This is a genomic window from Rhizobium sp. CFBP 8762 (assembly GCF_014841565.1).
In the GTDB taxonomy this organism is placed as follows: Bacteria; Pseudomonadota; Alphaproteobacteria; order Rhizobiales; family Rhizobiaceae; genus CFBP-8762.
Window position 1 is genome coordinate 21390 of record NZ_JACYUD010000009.1, and the last position, 22401, is coordinate 43790.

The 22401-nt window shown below is 59.1% G+C and carries 19 protein-coding genes; 10 read left to right on the top strand and 9 right to left on the bottom strand.

Translation table 11 applies throughout. The annotated features are described in order from the left end of the window. Positions 1-71: 71 nt before the first annotated feature. Positions 72-1934 (bottom strand): ABC transporter ATP-binding protein, encoded by a 1863-nt coding sequence (locus IFT84_RS18415; protein WP_192122080.1) that lies wholly within the window; start codon positions 1932-1934, stop codon positions 72-74. A 167-nt stretch (positions 1935-2101) separates the two neighbouring features. On the opposite strand from IFT84_RS18415, the gene IFT84_RS18420 reads away from it, so the two are divergent. Beyond that, positions 2102-3367: a Glu/Leu/Phe/Val family dehydrogenase gene (locus tag IFT84_RS18420; protein WP_192122081.1), complete on the top strand. Its 1266-nt coding sequence runs from the start codon at positions 2102-2104 to the stop codon at positions 3365-3367. Between the two features lie 142 nt (positions 3368-3509). Here the strand turns inward: IFT84_RS18420 and IFT84_RS18425 are convergent, their stop codons facing one another. Next, positions 3510-5366: an ABC transporter ATP-binding protein gene (locus tag IFT84_RS18425; protein ID WP_192122082.1), complete on the bottom strand. Its 1857-nt coding sequence runs from the start codon at positions 5364-5366 to the stop codon at positions 3510-3512. 272 nt (positions 5367-5638) lie between these two features. Here IFT84_RS18425 and IFT84_RS18430 point away from each other — a divergent pair, with 272 nt between their 5' ends. Then, complete coding sequence (locus IFT84_RS18430) at positions 5639-6109, top strand: tRNA (cytidine(34)-2'-O)-methyltransferase (RefSeq protein ID WP_192122083.1); 471 nt, start codon at positions 5639-5641, stop codon at positions 6107-6109. Here the strand turns inward: IFT84_RS18430 and IFT84_RS18435 are convergent. Next, positions 6106-6366 (bottom strand): hypothetical protein, encoded by a 261-nt coding sequence (locus tag IFT84_RS18435; protein WP_192122084.1) that lies wholly within the window; start codon positions 6364-6366, stop codon positions 6106-6108. The genes IFT84_RS18430 and IFT84_RS18435 overlap by 4 nt on opposite strands. A 143-nt stretch (positions 6367-6509) precedes the next feature. Here IFT84_RS18435 and hemF point away from each other — a divergent pair, with 143 nt between their 5' ends. Beyond that, positions 6510-7421 (top strand): oxygen-dependent coproporphyrinogen oxidase, encoded by a 912-nt coding sequence (hemF, locus tag IFT84_RS18440; RefSeq protein ID WP_192122085.1) that lies wholly within the window; start codon positions 6510-6512, stop codon positions 7419-7421. Positions 7422-7575: 154 nt separating this feature from the next. Beyond that, positions 7576-7773, top strand: a complete 198-nt coding sequence (locus tag IFT84_RS18445; protein ID WP_192122086.1) for a DUF1059 domain-containing protein — start codon at positions 7576-7578, stop codon at positions 7771-7773. Here the strand turns inward: IFT84_RS18445 and IFT84_RS18450 are convergent. Genes IFT84_RS18450 through IFT84_RS18460 form a run of 3 tightly spaced genes read right to left on the bottom strand, consistent with a single transcriptional unit; the run spans position 7758 to position 10268 of the window. Next, positions 7758-9023: a CCA tRNA nucleotidyltransferase gene (locus IFT84_RS18450; protein WP_192122087.1), complete on the bottom strand. Its 1266-nt coding sequence runs from the start codon at positions 9021-9023 to the stop codon at positions 7758-7760. The two genes, IFT84_RS18445 and IFT84_RS18450, sit on opposite strands and share 16 nt — an antisense overlap. Further along, positions 9007-9645, bottom strand: coding sequence for an NUDIX hydrolase (locus IFT84_RS18455; RefSeq protein WP_446737621.1), 639 nt, complete (start codon positions 9643-9645; stop codon positions 9007-9009). Before IFT84_RS18455 ends, IFT84_RS18450 begins: the two co-directional genes overlap by 17 nt. Further along, positions 9642-10268, bottom strand: a complete 627-nt coding sequence (locus IFT84_RS18460; protein ID WP_192122088.1) for a DUF1285 domain-containing protein — start codon at positions 10266-10268, stop codon at positions 9642-9644. The genes IFT84_RS18455 and IFT84_RS18460 overlap by 4 nt, the downstream gene beginning before the upstream one ends. Positions 10269-10406: 138 nt before the next feature. Between IFT84_RS18460 and IFT84_RS18465 the strand changes: the two genes are divergently transcribed. From IFT84_RS18465 to IFT84_RS18480, 4 genes are read left to right on the top strand one after another with little or no spacing between them, the layout of a single operon-like run. After that, complete coding sequence (locus IFT84_RS18465) at positions 10407-11444, top strand: AAA family ATPase (protein WP_192122089.1); 1038 nt, start codon at positions 10407-10409, stop codon at positions 11442-11444. 6 nt (positions 11445-11450) lie between these two features. Then, positions 11451-12380, top strand: coding sequence for a DUF58 domain-containing protein (locus IFT84_RS18470; protein WP_192122090.1), 930 nt, complete (start codon positions 11451-11453; stop codon positions 12378-12380). Continuing rightward, positions 12377-15160 carry a DUF4159 domain-containing protein gene (locus IFT84_RS18475; RefSeq protein WP_192122091.1) on the top strand — a complete coding sequence of 928 codons (2784 nt, stop codon included), beginning with the start codon at positions 12377-12379 and terminating at the stop codon, positions 15158-15160. The genes IFT84_RS18470 and IFT84_RS18475 overlap by 4 nt, the downstream gene beginning before the upstream one ends. Next, the gene (locus tag IFT84_RS18480; protein ID WP_192122092.1) at positions 15157-17229 is read left to right on the top strand and encodes a hypothetical protein; all 2073 of its coding nucleotides are present in this window, start codon (positions 15157-15159) and stop codon (positions 17227-17229) included. The genes IFT84_RS18475 and IFT84_RS18480 overlap by 4 nt, the downstream gene beginning before the upstream one ends. On the opposite strand, the gene IFT84_RS18485 is transcribed toward IFT84_RS18480, so the two are convergent. Beyond that, positions 17226-17732 (bottom strand): GNAT family N-acetyltransferase, encoded by a 507-nt coding sequence (locus tag IFT84_RS18485; protein WP_192122093.1) that lies wholly within the window; start codon positions 17730-17732, stop codon positions 17226-17228. The two genes, IFT84_RS18480 and IFT84_RS18485, sit on opposite strands and share 4 nt — an antisense overlap. A 242-nt stretch (positions 17733-17974) precedes the next feature. Between IFT84_RS18485 and IFT84_RS18490 the strand changes: the two genes are divergently transcribed. Further along, positions 17975-18952 (top strand): glutathione S-transferase family protein, encoded by a 978-nt coding sequence (locus IFT84_RS18490; protein WP_192122094.1) that lies wholly within the window; start codon positions 17975-17977, stop codon positions 18950-18952. 103 nt (positions 18953-19055) lie between these two features. On the opposite strand, the gene IFT84_RS18495 is transcribed toward IFT84_RS18490, so the two are convergent. Beyond that, positions 19056-19535 (bottom strand): NUDIX domain-containing protein, encoded by a 480-nt coding sequence (locus IFT84_RS18495; RefSeq protein ID WP_192122095.1) that lies wholly within the window; start codon positions 19533-19535, stop codon positions 19056-19058. A 59-nt stretch (positions 19536-19594) separates the two neighbouring features. Between IFT84_RS18495 and IFT84_RS18500 the strand changes: the two genes are divergently transcribed. Continuing rightward, positions 19595-20497, top strand: coding sequence for a metallophosphoesterase family protein (locus tag IFT84_RS18500; RefSeq protein WP_192122096.1), 903 nt, complete (start codon positions 19595-19597; stop codon positions 20495-20497). Here the strand turns inward: IFT84_RS18500 and leuA are convergent. Continuing rightward, positions 20494-22230 (bottom strand): 2-isopropylmalate synthase, encoded by a 1737-nt coding sequence (gene leuA / locus IFT84_RS18505; protein WP_446737622.1) that lies wholly within the window; start codon positions 22228-22230, stop codon positions 20494-20496. The two genes, IFT84_RS18500 and leuA, sit on opposite strands and share 4 nt — an antisense overlap. Positions 22231-22401: the final 171 nt, after the last annotated feature.

The following is a 22401-nucleotide window of genomic DNA, read 5'->3' on the forward strand; positions in this document are numbered from 1 at the left end:
TCGGCAGGCCCCGCTGGCACAATGTCGCGTGAATTTATGTCGCTAAATCTCGCAGTCTCAAAATGCGGATTTCAAAGTTCGGAATTGACCCCGATAAAGCCACCGGACTGGCGTGCCCAGAGCCCGGCATAAACACCGCCAGCGCGAAGCAGTTCAGCGTGAGTCCCCTGCTCGACAATCTGCCCGGCCTGCAAAATCACGAGACGGTCCAGTGCAGCGATGGTTGACAGACGGTGCGCAATGGCCAGCACGGTCTTGCCACCCATCAGCCGCTGGAGGTTTGACTGGATGGCCGCTTCAACGTCGGAATCCAGCGCCGAGGTGGCCTCGTCCAGCACCAGGATCGGTGCATTTTTCAACAACACGCGGGCAATGGCAATGCGCTGGCGTTGGCCGCCCGACAGCTTCACGCCACGTTCTCCCACATGCGCATCGAACCCGCGCCTGCCGTTCTGGTCGGATAAGCTTTGAATGAAATCCAGCGCTTCGGCCTCCTTGGCCGCCTGCACCAGCGCATCCTCGCCTGCATCCGGGCGACCGAACAGGATGTTGTCGCGCACGGAGCGATGCAGGAGTGCAGTATCCTGACTGACCATGCCGATTTGTGCCCGCAGCGATTCCTGAGCAACATCGGCAATGTTCTGGCCGTCGATCAGAATACGCCCTCCTTCCAGATCATAAAACCGCAACAGCAGATTCACGAGCGTGGACTTACCCGCACCGGAATGGCCGACAATGCCGACCTTCTCGCCGGGGCGGATGGTCAGCGACAGGTCATCAATGATTCCGGCACCCTTGCCGTAATGAAAGCGGATGTTTTCAAACCGGATATCGGGCTGTTCCACCACAAGAGACGGTGCTTCCGGCCTATCCACCATGCCAAGCGGCTTTGAAATCAGTTCGGCAGAGTTCTGGATGGTGCCTATGTTGCGCATAATAGAGTTGAACTGGCTCATCATTCGGCCAAGCAACATATTCAGGCGCAGCACAAGCGCCAGCGTGAAAGCCACCGCACCGGCGCTGATGGTACCGGATAGCCACAAATGCACTGCAAAAGCCGCAATGCTGGAAATCATGAGGCCGGACAGGAGTGCAAGCGAGGCGCGGACACTGGTGAGATATCGGGTAAACGGTATGATCGCCCGCTGAAACCGGTCAAAACCTGCGCGCACATAGCGGTCGTTCTCGTCATCCCGGCCAAAGAGTTTCAGCGTCTGGATGTTGGAATAGGCATCGACCATACGCCCGTTGAGCGAAGACGAGGCCTCGGCGCTCTCGCGTGCGAGCTTGCGGATTTTCGGCACGAAGTAGCGGGCAAGACACAGGAACGTCACGATCCAGACCAGTACGATGGCTGCCAGCCGCCAGTCCAACTGAAACACCAGCGCCATGGTGGAGGCGGCGTAGATGACGACAAACCAGACGACCTGCAGAATGGCGACCATGAGATCGCCCGTCGATTGCCCCGCAGACCAGACCTTGGTGACAATGCGTCCGGAAAAATCATTTTGAAAGAATGAGATACTCTGGCGCGCCACATGAGCATAGGCCTGCCAGCGAACCAGATTGAAAAAACCTGGAACAATGGTTTGCTCCTCGACCAATGCCTGTAGCGTGACCACCACAAACCGCGCAATCAGCACAATGGCCAGCATGAATGCAAGCTCAGCACCGTGCGCGGCCATCAGACCGGTCCATCCGGCCTCCGGCTTCACGCTATCCAGGATGTCCACCAGCCGACCGACGAAGTAGAACAGGCCCGCTTCCAGCATCGCCACAAGCCCACCCAGCACCAGCATGGCGAGAAAGGGAAGCTTGGCCTGCGAGACATAGAACCAGATAAACGCCAGCACACCGGATGGTGGACGCAAGTTCTGGCGGGGCGCGAAAGGTTCAATCCAGGTTTCGAAACGGCGAGCAATGTTTTTCAGCATGAGCCGTATATAGGCAGGTCGGGCGAGATTGTGCAGCGGTTTCGCAATAATGACGTGACCGGAATCAACGATTGTAAATCTTGAATTTCTACATCAGGTACATTGCATTTTTGAAATGCTTGAGTAGTGTTCGCTCCTGGAGATTCAATCGTTTTAAAGGAATAATGATGTCCCATCCCGGCCTGCTGGATCACGCCCTTCTGCGCCTTGATGCTGCTGCTGCGCAGCTCGAAATCGACGCGGACGTTATCGAGAAACTGAAATATGCCCGGGAAACGACCAAAGTCCGCCTGATGATTCGCATGGATGACGGCTCGCGCAAATCCTTTCTGGCGTGGCGATGCCGCTATGACGACACGCGTGGGCCAACCAAAGGGGGCATTCGCTACCACCCGGATGCCAGCGCCGATGAAGTCGAAATGCTCGCATTCTGGATGACGTTCAAATGCGCGGTCATGAACCTGCCCTATGGCGGCGGCAAGGGTGCCGTTCAGGTTGATCCCCGTACACTGTCAAAAGCAGAACTGGAGCGCCTGTCGCGCGCGTATGTTCAGGCATTTGCCAATATCATTGGTCCGGACCGCGATATTCCGGCACCCGACGTCTACACCAACTCCATGATCATGGGCTGGATGGCTGACGAGTACAGCCAGATCGTCGGCCAATCGAGCCCGGCTGTCATTACCGGCAAACCGATTGCGCTGGGTGGCTCACTTGGACGTGAAGATGCGACCGCGCGCGGTGGTTTCTACCTTGTCAACCATCTGGCACAGGATCTGAAACTCGGGGCCTCGCACTCGGTTGCCATTCAGGGATTCGGTAATGCCGGGCAACACTATGCCCGTCTGGCTGCAGCCGACGGCCATAAAATTGTCGCGGTATCTGATACGCAAGGCGCAGTGATGTGCGCTGAAGGACTTAATCTGGATGCGCTGTTTGCTGCCAAGAAGGATGGAAAGTCGGTGGCGGCGACGGCTGGCGCAAACGGTCACGTCGCCATTTCCGCCGACGACCTGATTGCCGCCGAATGCGACCTGCTGGTGCCTGCCGCGCTGGAAAACATGATCCACGAGGGCAATGCCAACAGCATCAAGGCCAAGGTTATTCTGGAACTCGCAAACGGGCCGATTACCAGTGACGCGGACGCAATTCTCGAAGCAAAGAGCATCGTCGTTCTGCCGGATATTCTTGCCAATGCCGGGGGCGTGACTGTGTCCTATTTCGAATGGGTTCAAAACCGGCAGGGCTATTACTGGCCGGTGGAAGAAATCCATGAGCGCCTGAAGGTGATCATGGAGCGCGAAGGCCGTAAAATCTGGGGCGTCGCCACGGACAAGTCCCTGTCGGTGCGCACCGCCGCCTACGTTCATGCCCTCAGCCGCTTGGCCGATGCTATAGAGGCGCACGGCACGCAGAATTTCTTCACAAGCTAGGAACAATGGCCGCCGGGTTTAGAGCGCTTTTCGTTCTGATTGAATCGGAACGGCGCTCTAAACCTTTATTCTTGAAGCATAATCTTATCGATCCTCGCTTCGCTCCGGTCGGATTATGCTCCCAATCCGGCGGCCATTTGTATTACTGCGCAGGAACCGGGTCCGCTTTTGCATCATCGGCAATGAACCCACCGGACTGGCGGGACCAGAGATCGGCATACAATCCATTGCCTGCGGCCAGCTTATCGTGAGAACCGGTTTCCGCAATCCTGCCCTGCTCCAGCACAATCAGCCGGTCCATTTGCGTCAGCGTCGACAAACGGTGCGCGATGGAAATCACGGTTTTGCCCTGCATCAGCGCAAACAGGTTTTCCTGAATGGCGGCTTCCACCTCGGAGTCGAGCGCCGATGTGGCCTCATCCAGAACAAGGATCGGCGCGTCCTTCAGGAACACGCGGGCAATGGCAATGCGCTGGCGCTGGCCGCCCGATAGTTTCACGCCACGCTCACCAGCCTGTGCATCCAGCCCTTTGCGGCCCTGATGATCCTCCAGCGTCTCGATGAAATCCCAGGCATTGGCACGCTTGGCCGCATGGATGATGTCCTCATCGGTCGCGTCCGGCTTGCCATAGGCAATATTTTCCCGAATGGAGCGGTGCAGCAGCGACGTATCCTGCGACACCACGCCAATTCTCGCCCGCAGACTGTCCTGCGTGACAAGCGAAATATCCTCGCCATCCACCAGAATGCGCCCGGATTCCAGATTGTAGAACCGCAGCAACAGGTTGATCAGCGTCGTTTTGCCAGCGCCTGACCGTCCAACCAGACCCACGCGCTCACCTGCCCGAATTTCGAGCGAAAAATTCTCGATGACGCTGCGCTGCTTGCCGTAGTGAAAGCGCACATTTTCAAAGCTGATAGCACCGGCTTTCGCGACCAATGCCGTGCTGGTTGGGTGGTCTTCGATATCGTGCTTGCGCGCAAGCATCTCCATGCCATCATGAACGACGCCGATATTTTCAAACAGCGCGGACACTTCCCACATCACCCACTGCGCCATGCCGTTGATGCGCAAGGCAAGACCGATGACCACCGCGATTGCGCCAACAGTGACAGTGCCCGACAGCCAGAACGCAATCGCCAAGGCCGAGACGACAAAGATCAACAGACTATTGTTAAAGTAAATCAATGAATTGAGCTTGGTGACAAGGCGCATCTGCCGATGTACGGTCTGCAGGAAAATATCCATGCTGTCACGTGCGTAATCCTCCTCACGGCCTGCGTGAGAGAACAGCTTGACGGTTGAAATATTGGTGTAACTGTCCACCAGACGTCCAGTCATGGAGGAGCGCGCATCCGCCTGCACGGACGCAATCTCGCGCAGTTTCGGCACGAAATACCGCAGCAGCAGAACGTAGACGGCCACCCAGACAATCAACGGCACCGCGAGACGCCAATCAGCGGCGATGATTAGCCCCGTCATCGTCAGGAAAAACACGACGACGTAGACGAACACGTCCAGCATCTTGATGACCGTTTCACGCACGGCCAAAGATGTCTGCATGACCTTGGTTGCCACACGACCCGCAAACTCGTTGGAAAAGAACGAGACGCTCTGGCGCAGCAGATAGCGGTGCATCTGCCACCGGCCAATCATCGGGTAATTGCCAAGCAGCACTTGATGCACGATCACCGCATCCAGAAACACCAGAAACGGCAGAATGATGGCGACCAGCACACCCATGCCAGCAAGCCGCCAGCCTTCGCGCGCCAGAAACCCTTCTGGTCCCGCTGTAGATAGCCAGTCTACGATTTTCCCGAGGAAACCGAATAGAAAAACCTCTCCCACCGCAATCAAGGCGGTCAGTACGGCCATCAGCGCCAGCCATGGCGCAGCATCCCTCGAGTAATGCCACAAAAAGGCTTTGAATGTTGCCGGTGGCTGCGTAGGCGCAGCCTCTGGATACGGATTGATACGCTGTTCAAACCAGCCAAACATGTCAGACTCCAAAGAACCAGCGCTGAAAGCGCTGTCAGACCCGAGCAGAGTCGCCAGTTGCGACAGTCGGTAACGTTAGAAGAATCAAAAAGAGGGTGGAGAGTCGTCAGGCCTGTAAAACAATGCCTACAGGGCGGAGGCGGTGTCTGAACTGTCTCATGGGCACGGCCTCCTGCTCTCGGGATAAGATTGTGCCGAACCTATCGCGGTTTGGTAAAAATGGCTAGAAGTGAAACACGTTTTTTGTAGAATTTGCGCATATGAGACCAAAAATGCTGCGTCTAGCCCTTTATCAGCCCGATATTCCCGGAAACACAGGAACAATCATGCGGCTTGCCGCCTGTTTAGGCCTTGGGCTGGATGTTATCGAACCTGCCGGTTTCGATCTGTCTGACCGTTCGCTGAAACGCTCTAGCATGGATTACATTGCTTCCGTGACGCTAACCCGCCATCTCGACTGGGCGCATTTTGAGGATTGGCGCAAAACTAGCGGGCGTCGCCTGATCCTTGGCTCCACTAAAAGCGCGGTGGCCTACACCACATTTGCATTCGAACCGGACGATATTCTCCTGTTCGGTCGCGAGAGCGCAGGCGTGCCGGATACGGTGCACGACACGGCAGATGCGCGTATTCTCATCCCGATGGTTGAGGGGCAGCGCTCGCTGAATGTCGCCATGGCAGCGGCTATGGTGGCCGGTGAAGCCTTGCGCCAGACCCGTGGTTTTGCATACTTTGTCAGCTAATCGGCTGTTGGAAGACGCCGCATGGTGAATTCAATTTCGCCTGTATCGAGCTGCCGCCAGCTTTCGACCGTAGTCCAATAGGCAGCTTTCGGCCAGGACTCGAACCATTCTTTGGCTTTGGCACGCGCCTCGCCGCGCGTGAGACAATAGGTCTCGCGCACAAACAGGCTTTCCGGTTGCCCCGCTTTCTCGCGGCGGCTTTTCGCTATTTGTCGGCGCAGCCCATCCAGCGGCGGCGTCCGGTAAAGCTTGGCCATCTTCAATCTCCGTCAGCCAAGATAAGGTCGGATGGCACGTTTTGCGAGTCATTTCGTTCACATGACATGGCCGGGCCGTTGCAAAGCTGAACCAATCCGTGAAACGGTGCGGATCAAAGACGAATCGACAGGACCTGAAGACCATGGAACGACCAGAGCTGCCGCAGGGCTTGCCAGACGATATCGAGGCCAAAAAAGATTTGGCCCGCCAATGGTTCGAAAGCCTGCGTGACACGATTTGCCAGGCGTTTGAGGCCATTGAAGACGACGTAACCGGTCCCCTTTCGGATGAGCCGCCGGGCCGCTTTACCCGCCGCCCCTGGGCGCGCGATGAAGGTGCTGGCGGTGGTGGCATCATGTCGATGATGGAAGGCCGGGTGTTTGAAAAGGTCGGGGTCCATACTTCCACCGTATATGGTGAGTTTTCGCCGGAGTTTCGCGAGCAAATGCCCGGCGCAAAAGAAGACCCGCGGTTCTGGGCCTCCGGCATTTCGCTGATTGCCCACCCGGTCAACCCCAATGTGCCAGCGGTGCACATGAACACGCGCATGGTCGTGACCACCAGCCAGTGGTTTGGTGGAGGCGCGGACCTGACGCCGGTGCTGGACAGCCGCCGCACGCAGAGCGACCCGGATACGTTGCTGTTCCACAAGGCCATGGAAATTGCCTGCCGCCGCCATGCGGTTGCAGATTATGCCAAGTTCAAAGACTGGTGCGATGATTATTTCTTCCTGAAACATCGCAACGAGCCACGCGGTGTCGGCGGTATTTTCTTCGACTGGCAGCACTCTTCGCCGCAAGCGGGTGGCTGGGAAGCCGATTTTGCGTTTACGCAGGATGTCGGCAAGGCATTCGCGCTGGTTTACCCCAAGATCGTGCGCTCAAACTTCAACACGCCATGGTCTCAGGAAGCGCGCAATGAGCAACTGGTCCGCCGTGGCCGCTATGTGGAATTCAATCTGCTCTATGATCGTGGCACGATTTTCGGCCTGAAAACCGGTGGAAACGTCGATTCGATCCTGTCGTCCCTGCCCCCGGTTGTGCGCTGGCCTTAAAGCATTTCCAGTGAAGTGGAATCGCTTTCACGCACGGACAATGCGACAAAACAAGAGGTTAGAGCACGTCCAGCGAACACGTGCTCGCCGGACGTGCTCTAACGGAACAAATCAGCCGTTTTTGTCTTCTATCTTTGAGGATGGAGGAAGCATCATGAAAACGTTTGAGTGTGGATCACTGGTTCCCGGCTGCAATTGGCACACCCGGGCTGCCACCGATGCAGAAGTCGTACGACGCGCGGTCGATCATTTAAAAACCACCCATGGCGAGACGGATATTCGCGAAACCATGGTCGACAACATCAAAGCGCGGATTGCCGACGATACGGAAGTTGATCAGGCTTCGGCCTGATCAATCTTTTCAGACAGACGCAACAATAAGGCTTCGCGATTCATCGTGAAATTTGCATCCAGCCACTCCTGCTCAAGGCCCGCCAGCAGTTTTCCGACGCGCGGCCCCGACGCAACACCGTTTGCCAGTGCATCTGCCCCGCTTAAGGGGAATTGAGGTTGCGTCCATCCCAGCGCCCGATCCAGCAAGCGCTGCAACGCGCCAGCCTTGCGCATGGCTGATTCGCTTTCTCCCACCGATTGGCGGGCGTTCGCCAGCGCAATTCTCAGCCGCATGACAATGCCTGCCGCACCGTTGCGATACAGCAGACGATCCAGCACAAGATCAGCCGTCGCATCCGTCACCACCGGTGCATTCGCATAGGTCTGCAAACACGCGGCCTCCCCCCTCGACATTTTCAGCCGTGTGGACATCTGCGCCAGCCGCTCACCATCTGGCGGCACGATGGCAGCCAGCCGCAACAGCGGATCCACCTCCCAGCCGAGCGTGGCTTCGGTTGCGATCAGAGCCGGGATCGTATCGATGCCCCATTTTTCCGTTTCCGGCAGCACAGCGGTTAAAACGCCCGCTTGCCGCATCCACAACAATGCGCGGCCGGGATCTTTTGCCGACAGCAGCTTGCGCGTTTCAACCCAAATCCGCTCGGCAGACAGGGTGGAAATTTTGTCCTTTGCCCGCGCACTGGCGCGAAGCCCATCGGCATCCGGCCGGCCCGCGCCATAAAGTGCAAAAAAGCGGAAGAAGCGGAGGATACGCAGAGTGTCCTCTTCAATCCGCGTGCCCGCATCGCCGATAAAGCGCACTGTGCGGGTCTCGATATCCTTGAGGCCACCGACGAGATCGACAACCGTTCCATCCGCCGTCGCATAGAGTGCGTTGATCGTCAGATCACGGCGTCCGGCGTCCACGGCCCAGTCCGTGCCAAACGCCACCTGTGCGTGGCGGCCATCCGTTTCCACATCACGCCGCAAGGTGGTGACCTCAAAAGGCGTGTCGTCAACCAGCAGCGTTACCGTTCCATGCTCGATACCGGTTGGAATAACGCGGATATGCGCCGACTTGGCCCGCTCGGTCACCACATCGGGCGTCAGTGTGGTTGCCATATCGATATCGCCTGCGGGCAGCTGCATCAGGCTGTTGCGCACCGCGCCGCCCACCACACGAACCTCGCCGCCATCGGCATTCAGAAGCGTGAACACGCGGCGCAGCGCGGGCGCTGCAAACCAGCTTTGATCAGCAATCGAGGTCATGATACAGCCTTTCGTAGAGCATGCGGACAATGCCTGCGGTAATGCCCCAGATATTGCGCCCCTCATAGGGCATTTTGTAGTAATGCCGGTCACCGCCCAGCCAGTTGGCGACCCCGCGCGCGTGGTTGTCCGGGTTCATCAGAAATGACAGCGGGACGTCGAAAACCGAGGCTACCTCGTCCGGGTTGGGCGTGATTTTGAAACCCGGCTGCACCACCGCCAGAATGGGCGTAATCCGAAACCCGGATAGTGCCATGTAATGCGGCAGGCGGGCGACCGGCTCCACGAACCGGCGATCGATGCCGATTTCCTCCTCGGTCTCGCGCAAAGCCGCGCCCTCCGGCCCATGATCGCCCGCATCGATGGACCCGCCGGGAAAGGCGATCTGGCCGGAATGCTTGCGCAGCTTGGCCGTGCGCTCGGTGAAGATCACACGCGCATCCGCGCCATCGTCAATCACCGGCACCAGCACGGCTGCGTCGCGCAGCGACATGCGCTCGAGCGTGGGCACCACATCGGGGTTCAGCAGAAAATCGCCGTGCTCCCGCCACGCCGTATCAACCGGCCCACCCGCCTGCACCAGCGCGCGGCGGCGAAAATCATCGGCAGAAAACAGCATCATTGCGCCGAAACATCAACAGCAAGGGCATCCGCAGGCATAACAGGAAACACCACACCGTTCGACTGCACGGCAAACACGGACTGACCGGCGACATCGACCGTTTCGCCCTGCTCAACCAGCTCATACATAACGGCGCGGGAAAGAAGTGCTTCCAGACGCCCGCGCACGAGCAGATAGGGTTTTAACCCCTGCGTGTCGCCGTCCTGCACAAACCGCAGGGGGTTGCCAGGCCCCGCCTCCACCACATCGCCAACGCTGGTGCGGAATGTCAGTACTTTCAAGCCATCACGCTCGCTCACGCTCATCTCCACTGCCAGAAATGGCGCATCGACAACGCGGATACCCAGTTTTTCCACAGGCGTAACAAGGTAGGTTTTGCCATCCTCATCGCGGCGCAGCACGGTAGAAAACAACCGTACCAAAGCCTGTCTTGCAATGGGTGTGCCCATGTAGAACCATGTGCCATCGGCGCGAATTTCCATGTCGATATCGCCGCAAAAGGCCGGGTTCCAGCGCTCGACCGGGGGCAAGGACCGGCCCTGATCGGCTTGCGCACCGGCACGGGTGATCAGTGCCGCCAGCGCGTCCGCGTTTCCCTTGCCATCTATTTCCTGCGTTGCCATGGTTCGGTCCCGGTTGCGTGTCATCGTCAACGAAACATAGTCTTTCGCGTGTGACTTGTCAGCCTTCCGCCAAATTATAAGGTAAGGCAAGACGGACAGAACGGACGCTGAACCGATTCGGCAATAAGGGAACTGATGATGGGTGTAATGACCACGACCGACGCCACGTTCGATGAGAAAGCCATCATCGCGCAGGCGGAACAGGCGCTTGACCATATCTCCGCCATACGCCGCGAGGTCGCGACCGTCATCTTCGGTCAGGAAAGCGTGGTGGAGCAGACCCTGCTTGCGGTGCTGTCCGGCGGACATGCGCTGCTGGTCGGCCTTCCGGGGCTTGCCAAGACCAAGCTCGTCAATACGCTTGGCACCGTTCTTGGGTTGGACGCAAACCGCGTTCAGTTCACGCCCGACCTGATGCCGTCCGATATTCTGGGCTCCGAGGTGATGGATCAGGATGAGGATGGCCGCCGGTCGTTCCGCTTTCTCAAAGGTCCTATTTTTGCGCAATTGCTGATGGCAGACGAAATCAACCGCGCCAGCCCGCGCACGCAATCAGCCCTGTTGCAGGCCATGCAGGAATACCACGTAACGGTGGCGGGACGTCCCTATGACCTGCCCAAACCGTTCCACGTTCTTGCCACCCAGAACCCGCTGGAGCAGGAAGGCACCTACCCGCTGCCGGAGGCACAACTGGACCGGTTTCTGATGCAGGTGGATGTCGGCTACCCGGATTTGGCCGCCGAGCGCCGCATCATCCTGGAAACGACGGCGGGTCAGGAAGCCCATGCCCACGCGGTGATCGACGCCACGCGGCTGATGGAAATCCAGACTCTTATTCGCCGGATGCCGGTGAGCGAGAGCGTTGTGGATGCCATTCTGGCGCTGGTGCGCTCGGCGCGTCCAAATCAGGGGGCAAATCAAGGCACCGGTGGCGCTGAGACCGATACGGACCGGCACATTGCATGGGGCCCCGGTCCCCGTGCCGGACAGGCGCTGATGCTGACGGCGCGGGCGCGCGCGCTTTATGACGGTCGCCTCGCGCCCTCGATTGATGACGTGAAAGCGCTGGCAGAGCCGGTCTTGCAGCACCGCATGGCGCTGACCTTTGCTGCGCGCGCCGATGGCTTGAGCGTGCGCGACGTTATCTCCGGTCTTGTCGCCCGGATGGGGGCATAACAGCGCGTGGCACCTCTCGGCCAAACCGTTGAAAAAACCAGAGCGGGCAACAGGCTGCTGGCAGCGCGCGAAAGCGCCAGCCTGCTGCCGGATTGTCTGGTGGACGCCAAACGCATTGCCAACACGGTAATTTCCGGCTGGCATGGCCGCCGCAAACGCGGCATTGGCGAAAATTTCTGGCAATTCCGCCCCTATGGCGAAGGCGAAAGCCTTGCGCGTATCGACTGGCGACGCTCCGCCCGTGACGACCACACCTATGTGCGCGATCGCGAATGGGAAGCCGCCCATACGCTTTGGCTGTGGGCCGATTTGTCGGAGTCCATGCGGTTCAAATCCACGCTGGCGCTTGACTCCAAGGAAGCCCGTGCACTGGTGATTTTGCTGGCGCTGGCCGAGGTGCTGTCGCGCTCCGGGGAGCGCGTCGGTTACCCCGGCGTGATGGAACCTGTGGCTGCCCGCAATGGGGCCGAACGCCTGGCCCGTGCCCTGTACCACAACGGCGCAACCACGGTTTTGCCGGATACACAGATGATACGTTCTCCCAGCGAAATCATAGTGATAGGCGATTTTCTGGATTCTCCGTCCGATGTTCTTGAATCACTATCTCAACTGGCGCGCCGAGGCCTGCGCGGCCATGTTCTGGAGATCGCCGATCCTGCAGAGGAGAGCTTTCCTTATGCGGGTCGCACCGAATTTACCGACCCGGAAACCGGCCAGACGTTGACCGCAGGACGGGCCGAAACCTTGGTCGACGATTACCGCCGCGCCTACATTGCGCGCCGCACAACCCTTGGGCAGGGGCTGCGCCGTCTGGGCTGGACCTTTACCACGCACCGCACCGACCATCCCGCATCGCAGGCGCTGGCCAGCATCCACACCTATCTTTCCGGTGGTGCCGGTGGCATGACCACGGCAATTCAGGGGCGGACACCATGAGCAGCCTGCCCTTTGCCTTTGCCAGCCCGGCAGTTCTGCTGGCGCTGCTGGCTTTGCCTGCGATCTGGTGGCTATTGCGGCTAACGCCACCGCGCCCCAACAGGGAAGTTTTCCCCCCTCTGCGCATTCTGGCGAGCGTGTTGAAGCGGGATGAAACAGCGGCGAAAAGCCCGTGGTGGCTGACTGTGTTGCGGATGTTGGCCGCTGCTGCCGTTATTCTGGCCATCGCCAATCCTGTTCTCAACCCGCGGCAAAATGCCGTGGCGGACACAGGCCCGCTGGTCCTGATCATCGACAATGGCTGGACCAGCGCGCCCGATTGGCCCCAGCGGCTGACTGCGGCAAACGCGCTTCTGGATGATGCGGAGGATCGCAACGTCGCCGTCTCGCTGCTGTTGACGGCAGACGCGGCACACGATGCCGTGCCCGTATCCGCCGATGTGGCCCGTCAAAGGCTCACCGCTGCCACCGCGCAACCGCTATTGCCACAGCGCGCCGCAGCCTTCACGGCGCTGAAAACGGGCCTGTTAGGCGTTACACCGGGCAGCCTCGTTTTCATGACAGATGGTATTGCCGAGGGTGAGCGGGATACCACGCTGAACGACCTCGCCACGCTTCAATCGGCAGATATCCGCTTGATCACCGATACCGGCGACAACGCCATTGCGGTGACAACAGCGGCAAACAATGCCGATACCATGTCCGTCACGCTGACACGGCTGAACAGTGCAGCAGCACAGACCGTGCCGCTAACCGCCTATGACAGCCGTGGCCGCGCGATTGGCAACGGCACGGCCACGTTTGAGGCCGGGGCAAACACCGCCACCGGATCCATTTCTGCGCCGTTCGAACTGCGCAACGACTTCGCCCGTATCGGCATAGACGGCCTGTCGACTGCCGGGGCCACCTATCTGCTGGACGATAATTTCCGCCGCCGTCGCGTGGCATTGTTGAGCGGCGAGGTTTCCGACCAGACGCAGCCGCTGCTATCGCCGCTCTACTACATCAACCGTGCGCTGAGCCCCTATGCCGACCTGATTCAACCACGGGAAACCGACCTTTCCATTGCCGTGCCGGAATTGCTGGCGCAGAAGCCTTCGGCGTTGATCATGGCCGATATCGGTCGCCTTCCCGAACCGATCTACGGCCCTGTGAAAACATGGATCGAGCAGGGTGGAACGCTGATCCGCTTTGCCGGACCGCGCCTTGCCGGTGCGCCTGCGGAAGATCCTCTGGTTCCCGTCACGCTGCGCCAGGGCGAACGGGCGCTAGGCGGGGCGCTCTCGTGGTCAGAACCGCAACCGCTCGCTGATTACCCGGCTTCCAGCCCGTTTTCAGGAATGGCGAAGCCCGAAAGCGTTCGTGTCAACCGGCAGGTTTTGGCCGAACCCACCCCAGATCTGGCAGAGCGCACATGGGCCAGCCTTGCCGATGGCACACCGCTGGTGACCACCAGCACGGTTGGGGCGGGCCGCATCATCCTGTTCCATGTCAGCGCCGAGACCTCGTGGTCCAACCTGCCGGTAACGGGCGATTTCGTGGACATGCTGCGGCGCACCGTGCAGCTTTCCCGTGGCAGTGCCGCGACCGGCAATATCGTTGAAGCTACGACCCTCGCCCCCTATCGCCTGTTGAACGCAAATGGCGCGTTGATCACCGAGACCGGCTCTGCCCGCCCGCTCACTCTGCGCGAAGGCGCGGCGCCGGTCGTAAGTCAGGATAACCCACCCGGACTCTATGGGTCACAGGACGGCTTTACCGCTTTGAATCTTTTCGGAAAAGACACAACGCTCCGCCCCCTCGCCGATGCCCCCTCTGTGGTGCGCGAAACCTTGGCGGGAAGCCCGCAGCACGCTTTGAAACCTGCACTCTTGACCACAGCGCTCTTGTTGATGCTGATCGATACGCTGATCGTCCTCTTCCTGCGCGGCGGCCTGAAATGGACACGGCGTGCTGCCCTGCCGATGCTGCTGCTGGCACTCAGCTGCCTTCTCCTGCCCGTCGACCCCACGAAAGCGGACGATTCCCGGCCCAATGAAAGCCAGATCATGGACAATCTTGCCACCACGCATCTGGCCTATGTCAAAACCGGCGAAAGCGATGTGGATACGATATCCGAGCGTGGGCTGGCGGGCCTGACCGACTGGCTGACATGGCGCACGACGCTGGAACCGGCAGCAGCAGTCGGGCTCGATATTGCCAGCGATGAACTCTCTTTCTACCCGCTGATCTATTGGCCGATCTCGGCAACGGCCCCCATGCCAAGTGCTGAGGCCGTCAGCCGTATCGAAGCCTATATGCGCGGTGGCGGCACAGTGCTGTTTGACACACGGGACCAGTTTTCGTCGCTGTCCGGCAATGCCGATCAGGGACCAAATGCCGAGCGTCTTCAGGCCATTCTTGCCAATCTGGACATCCCGCCTTTGGAGCCCGTGCCGCCGGACCATGTGTTGACCAAGTCCTTCTATTTGCTCAACGCATTTCCAGGCCGCTACAGCGGCAGCCCGTTGTGGACAGAATCACGGCTGGATGGCAACCAATCTCAGCGCAGCCGCTCCGGCGATGGCGTCTCGCCCATTCTCATCACCGGCAATGATTTTGCCGGGGCCTGGGCCATTGATGCCGCAGGCGCACCCCTGTTGCCCACCGTGCCGCCGGATGATGTGCAGCGTGAACACGCCTTTCGCACCGGCACCAATATCATGATGTATATGCTGACTGGCAACTACAAGGCCGACCAGGTCCATGTGCCCGCGCTTCTGGAAAGGCTGGGCCAATGACGGTTACCCTCTCACCCCTTCTTGGGCCTTTCGCGCTGGCGCTGCTCGGCAGCCTTGCCGTGCTGATTGCCGGTTTTTCCCTGTGGCGCGGTATGCGCGGCGCGGTGCTGCGCGCACTCGCCCTGGCGCTGCTTATGCTGGCGCTCCTGAACCCGGTCGTATCCAGCGAAGAGCGAGAGCCGCTATCGACGGTCGTGGCCGTCGTGGTCGACCGAAGCCAAAGCCAGCAGAATGGCGAACGCACGGCCACGACCGACGCGGCTCTGGCCACGCTGAAATCCCGTCTTGCCGCTTACCCGGATATCGACGTGCGCGAAGTCTCGGTGACCAATGACGAGACCGAGGAACGGCCTTCGACCCGCATGTTTTCAGCCTTCACCTCCGCCCTGTCCGATGTACCCTCGGCACGGATCGGCGGTGCATTCTTCATCACCGATGGGCAAATCCACGATATTCCCGCCAGTTCCAGCCTCCCCGGCTTCGATGCCCCTCTGCATGGGTTGATTACGGGCCGTCCGGCAGAATTTGATCGCCGGATCGAGTTTGCCAGCGCACCCCGTTTCGGCATTGTCGGGCAGGACAGCCAGCTCAGTTTCCGCCTCATTGACGATGGCCCCGTGCCACAGGGGCCATCCGATGTCATCATTACCCTGAACGGGGATGAGATTGCGCGCCAGAGCGCCGTTCCGGGAGCCGATGTGCCCCTGTCATTCCGCTTGCCACGCGGTGGCAACAACATTGTCGAGTTGAGCTTCGCGCCCATCGCCGGTGAGGTGAGCACTGCAAATAATCGCGCTGTTCAGGTGATCGATGGTATTCGCCAGAACCTGCGCGTTCTCTTGGTATCCGGCGAACCTCATAGCGGCGAGCGCACATGGCGCAACCTGTTGAAATCAGATGCGGCGGTGGATCTGGTGCACTTCACCATTCTGCGCCCACCTGAAAAGCAGGATGGCACGCCCATCAACGAACTGTCGCTGATTGCCTTTCCCACGCAGGAACTGTTCATCGACAAGATCGACGAATTCGATCTGATCATATTTGATCGCTACCAGCACCGCGGCGTGTTGCCCATCGTCTATTACGATAACATTGCCCAATATGTGCAGCGCGGTGGCGCGCTGCTGATCGCGGCGGGGCCGGAACATGCAGGAGAGGATTCGGTTGCACTCACGCCCCTGTCCTCCATTCTTCCCGCCAGCCCCACGGGTTTGATGAACGATGCGCCCTTCTATCCCCGCTTGTCGGAAGACGGCAAAAAACATCCGGTCACCCGTGGTCTCGAAGGGTCGCAGTCCGAACCGCCAAAGTGGGGCCGCTGGTTCCGCACCGTGGATGTGGATAGCCCCAAGGGCACCACGGTCATGGAAGGGGCCAATGGCAAGCCGCTGCTGGTGCTGGACCGTGTCGGCGAAGGCCGGGTCGCTATGCTGCTATCAGATCAGGGCTGGCTTTGGGCACGCGGGTTTGAAGGGGGCGGCCCGCATGCCTCCCTCTACCGCCGCATGGCCCACTGGCTGATGAAGGAACCGGCGCTGGAGGAAGAAGCCCTGACGGCGCGGGCCTTTGGCCGCACGCTGGAAGTAACCCGCCAGACGCTAAAGGACGCGCCCGGTGAAGCCACTCTCACGCTGCCATCCGGCGAAACGCAGCCTTTGACACTGAACCCGGATGCCCCCGGCCAGTTCAAAGCCGAGGTTGCCACCACGCAAACCGGCCTGTTCGAGATCAAGAACGGAGATCTCAGTGCGCTTGTCCATGTTGGCGCCGTTGATGCACCGGAGTTCAAAGCCACGGTATCGACAACGGACACGCTGGCCCCCATGGCAAAAGCGACGAAGGGGACCGTTCACCGGCTGTTGGCCTCGGACGGAAGCGCAACGGCCATGCCACAGATTTTACCGGTCAACGGCACCGTGCGGGTGCAGGATGATCAGCGCATGGCTGTGCGTATGACCAACGAATCCGTGTTGAAGGGCATCAACAGTCTGCCGCTGTTTGCCGGTTTCGCCGGTGTGGCGGCGCTGCTGCTGCTGATTTCCGCCACATGGTATCGCGAAGGGCGTTAATCGCTCGCTCGCCAACCGATTGTGCCAGCGATCCGGGCGGGAATCTCGTCGCCCATAGGCACCACCAGCACCCGGGCCGGGTTGACCGGGCCGGGAAAGACGAGAGCGCCATAGGGCACAGGCTCAAACCCGAGTGGCTGATAATAGGGCGGATCGCCCACCAAGATCACGCCTTCGGAGCCCTTGCGCCGCGCCGCTTCCACTGCAATACGCACCAGTTCCCGGCCAATGCCCCTGCCCTGATGCGATGGTCGCACGGCCAGCGGCCCCAGCAGATGCGCGTTCACACAGCCCGCCAAAACCGGCGTCATGCGCACAGACGCGATGGTTTCACCATCATCGGCGCAAATAAACGATAACTGCCGGTCGTGCGGTCCCTGCTCGCGAATACGGGCTGCCGTTTTGGCAAACCGTCCCGGCCCAAAGGCTTCGCGGTTGATATCCTCAATGGCAGTATCGTGGGAAGCGTCCTCGGTCAGATAGACGAGATCATGTTTTTTCATGGGATCAGAAACCAGCAAGCAACAGAACGGGATGGCGGAGTGTACAGAGACACTTTTCAAGCATCAGCGTCGTCGCAAGGTTCCTGTAGGCATCATGATGGATCGGTCCCAAAGAGTTCACATCGCCGATAGCAGAAAACAGGTCGCTGTCAAAGCCAAAAACGCACTGTTCATCATTTGCGCGGGTGTTCGAAAACCGTGAGTTCCTCTATCTCAGGAAAGAACAGAACAGGGAGACGATGATGGGTATGCTTGTGGATGGCGTCTGGCACGATGTCTGGTACGACACGGCCTCCAGCAAGGGGCAGTTTCAGCGTGACTCCTCCCGGTTTCGCAACTGGGTAACGGCCGATGGCGCAGCCGGCCCAACGGGAACCGGCGGTTTCAAGGCGGAAGCTTCACGCTACCATCTCTATGTGTCGCTTGCTTGCCCGTGGGCCCATCGCACGCTGATTTTCCGGCAGTTGAAAAAGTTGACCGACCTGATTTCCGTTTCGGTCGTTGACCCCTTCATGGGCGAAAACGGCTGGGAATTCAGAAACATCGACGGCGGCACGAAGGACCACTTGTTTGACGCAGCCGCACTCTGGGAAATCTATGTGCGCGCCAAGCCGGACTATTCCGGTCGCGTAACCGTGCCGGTATTATGGGACAAGGCGAGCGATACCATCGTCTCCAACGAGTCCGCCGATATCATCCGCATGTTCAACAGTGCTTTCGATTCGCTGACAGGATCGACCGATGACTTTTACCCGCACGCCCTGCGCAGCGAAATCGACGCCATCAATGACCGGGTTTACAACACCGTCAACAATGGGGTGTACAAAGCAGGCTTTGCCACAACCCAGAGTGCCTATGAGGAGCATATTCCGCCGCTGTTCGATACGCTGGACTGGATTGAAGACACGCTCTCGCAGCAGCGCTATCTTGCGGGCTCGCAACTGACCGAGGCTGACTGGCGCCTGTTCACCACACTTGTTCGGTTCGATCCGGTCTATGTCGGACACTTCAAATGCAACCTGCGCCGCATTGCCGACTATCCCAATCTCTCAAATTATCTGCGGAACCTCTACCAGATGCCCGGCATCGCCGAGACGGTCAACATCACCCATATCAAACGGCATTATTACGAGAGCCACAAGACGATCAACCCTACCGGGATCGTGCCGATGGGACCGATCCTCGACCTCGACGCGCCGCATAATCGCGATAGCATTTAGAGCATTTCCAGTGAAAGTGGAATCACTTTTACGTCCGGACAATGCGACAAAACAAGAGGTTAGAGCATTTCTGGCGGACACATGGTCGCTGAAAATGCTCTAACTACCAAACATCAGACGGCGGCGCATGGCCGATCATTTCGGCCAGCCGCCGCCGCGTTGCCGGTGTCGTATCGTCGGGAAGCGAATCCAGCGCGAAGAAACCGCTTTCGATGATTTCACGATCGCGCACTTTGTGGGTGGTTTGCTCCACACCATCGCACCGGTAAAAAAGAACGTGGTCCCGCTTGCTGGCCTGACGGTTGAAGTAGACCTGGAACAGAACCGGCGGGCGGGTGAGCACGAGATTGCCCTCTTCACGCAGTTCCTTTTCCAAAGCTTGCAAGGCAGTTTCGCCATGCTCCAGCCCGCCGCCCGGCATGTGCCAGCCGGGAACGTAGGAATGCTTGACCAGAAAGATGTGCCCCATTCCGTTGAAACAGGCGGCGCGCACGCCCATCGTCATTCCGCGTGAAAACCGAAAATAGACATGGGCCAATCGTGTCAGCACATATGTCCTGTAATCCCGTCGTTTTGCGTGCATGACTGCGACCCGATGCTTTTGTATTTGCTTTGCGCAGAAACTGCGTTAGCTACCCCAGAATGTTCAAGCTCGCACATATCTCCGATGTTCATCTCGGTCCACTGCCCGATCTCAGCTTTATGGAGCTGGCATCCAAGCGCATCACCGGTTTTGTGAACTGGCATCGCAACCGGCGCAAACATATGTTCAGCAACACGCTGGAACTGATCATGGCCGATATGGAGCGCCAGAAACCCGACCATATGGCTATAACCGGCGATCTGGTCAATCTCGCGACCAATCTGGAAATCGAAGCCGTCACCGCCTGGCTGACGGATGCGGGAAAACCGGAGGACATATCGCTCGTTCCCGGCAATCACGATGCCTATGTGCCCGGCGCTTACGACAAGACAACAAAGGCATGGTATCCCTACATGCGCGGCGATCAAGGCCCCGCCGTCTGGGACGAGGATGACCACGTTTTCCCCTATGTGCGGGTGCGCGGAAACGTTGCCATCATCGGCTGTTCGACGGCTGTGGCAACACCTCCCTTTGCAGCCAGTGGCTATTTCGGGCGTAGACAGGCACGTGAAACGGTCAATCTGCTGCGTGCCGCCGGCGAAGCGGGTTTGTTTCGGGTGGTTATGATTCACCATCCCCCCATTCGAGGGGCAGCCTCCGCGCACAAGCGTATGCTGGGCATTCGCCGCTTTGGTGCGACAATCCGTGCGGGCGGTGCAGAACTGGTGCTGCACGGCCATACCCATCTGAACACGGTGTATGACCTCAAAGGCCAGATTACCCGTGTGCCAGTGGTGGGCATTGCGTCTGCCTCACAGTCCCCCGGCGGCAAAAAGCCGCCAGCGGGCTACAATCTGTTTTCCATTTCCGGTGAGCCCGGAAACTGGTCGGTTGTCCGCGAGCGCTATGCCCTGAATGCGGAAGGCAGTGGCATAGAACTCGCAGAAACCAATCAGTTTTAGGCGTTCAATTCCAGAACACGGTTGGCTGCCGAAACGATGGCTTCCAGAGACGCGGCCACGATGTTGGTATTGATGCCGACGCCGAACAGCTTTCCGCCGGGATATTCCATCTCGACATAGGCAATGGCGGCAGCATTGGAGCCATGCTGCAAGGAGTGCTCGGAATAATTGGCCACCGACATGTCGATACCGGTGTAGATCGACAGCGCGTTGATGAAGCCGTCGATTGGCCCGGTGCCTTTTCCTTCGATCCGCTTCGTCTCACCATGATCAGTAATTTCAGCCGCCACCACACGCGGTCCCTTGTGCTCGCCCACAGGGTAGCTGTGATGGTCGATGAATTTGAGGCGGCCATTTGGCTGGTCGACATAGCGCTCGATAAAGCGCGCATGGATGGCCTTGGACGGCAGTTCCTTGCCTTCCTCATCGGTGATGCGCTGGATGTCCTCGCGGAACTCCACCTGAAGCGCGCGCGGCAGGTTGATGCCGTAATCCTCAGCCAGAATATAGGCGATACCGCCCTTGCCCGACTGCGAGTTGATACGGATGATCGCCTCATAGGACCGACCGACATCCTGCGGATCAATTGGCAGATACGGTACTTCCCACAGGGATGTGTTTGCCTTCTTGATGGCCTTCATGCCCTTGTTGATGGCATCCTGATGCGAGCCGGAAAACGCGGTGTAGACCAGTTCGCCCACATACGGATGACGCTCGGGAATGATCATCTGGTTGGAATATTCGTACACGGCCTTGATCCGCTCGATGTCCGAGCAGTCCAGTTCCGGGTCCAGCCCTTGCGTGAACATGTTGAGCGCCAGGGTCACGACATCCACGTTGCCGGTGCGCTCGCCATTGCCAAACAATGTCCCTTCCACACGGTCCGCACCCGCCATCAACCCCAGTTCGGTGGCGGCAATGCCCGTGCCCCGGTCATTGTGGGGATGGAGCGAAATGATCAAATTCTCACGGTTGTCCAGATTGCGGCACATCCACTCGATCTGGTCGGCGTAGACGTTGGGCGTTGCCAGTTCCACGGTGGAGGGCAGATTGAGAATCAGTTTGTTGTCAGCGGTCGGCTGCATGATCTCCGTCACCGCGTTACAAATCTCCAGCGCCACTTCGAGCTCGGTGCCGGTAAAGCTTTCCGGGGAATACTGGAAGCGATAGCCGCCCCCCGCCTTGGCAGCCATATCGGCCACCATCTTGGCGGCATCGGTCGCAATCTGCTTGATGCCCTTCACGTCTTTCGCAAACACCACACGGCGCTGCAACTCGCTGGTGGAGTTGTAGAAGTGAACGATGGGCTTGGTCGCGCCTTCCAGTGATTCGAATGTGCGGGTGATCAGTTCCGGGCGGCACTGCACCAGCACTTGCAAGGATACATCGGCGGGAACACTGCCCTCCTCCACGCACCAGCGGACGAAATCGAAATCCGTCTGCGATGCAGACGGGAAACCAATTTCGATTTCCTTGAAACCCATGTCCAGCAGCAAATGGAACATGCGTGCCTTGCGGTCGTGCCCCATGGGGTCCACGAGCGACTGGTTGCCGTCGCGCAAATCCACCGAACACCAGATCGGTGCTTTGGTAATGGATTTGGACGGCCATGTCCGATCAGCAATGTCGATGGGGGGATAGGGCCGGTACTTGGTGCTGGCTGCGGCCATGCCTCTGCCGGTGTTGACCATGTCCGGGCGGGCCTTCGAAGCGGTCTGCGTGCTGTCTGTCATTGTCTCTTCCTTACATCCGCCTGTGCATAAGCCTTAGCTGAAAAGGCGTTGCACTTGAACCGGAAACGACGTCCCTGCGGGACGAAAAATAGGGATACACTTCGCGATGTGGTACACAGGGAGCTTTTGTGCCGGTGGGCTATCGGCCACCGGGCGCTCCCTACAGGACCC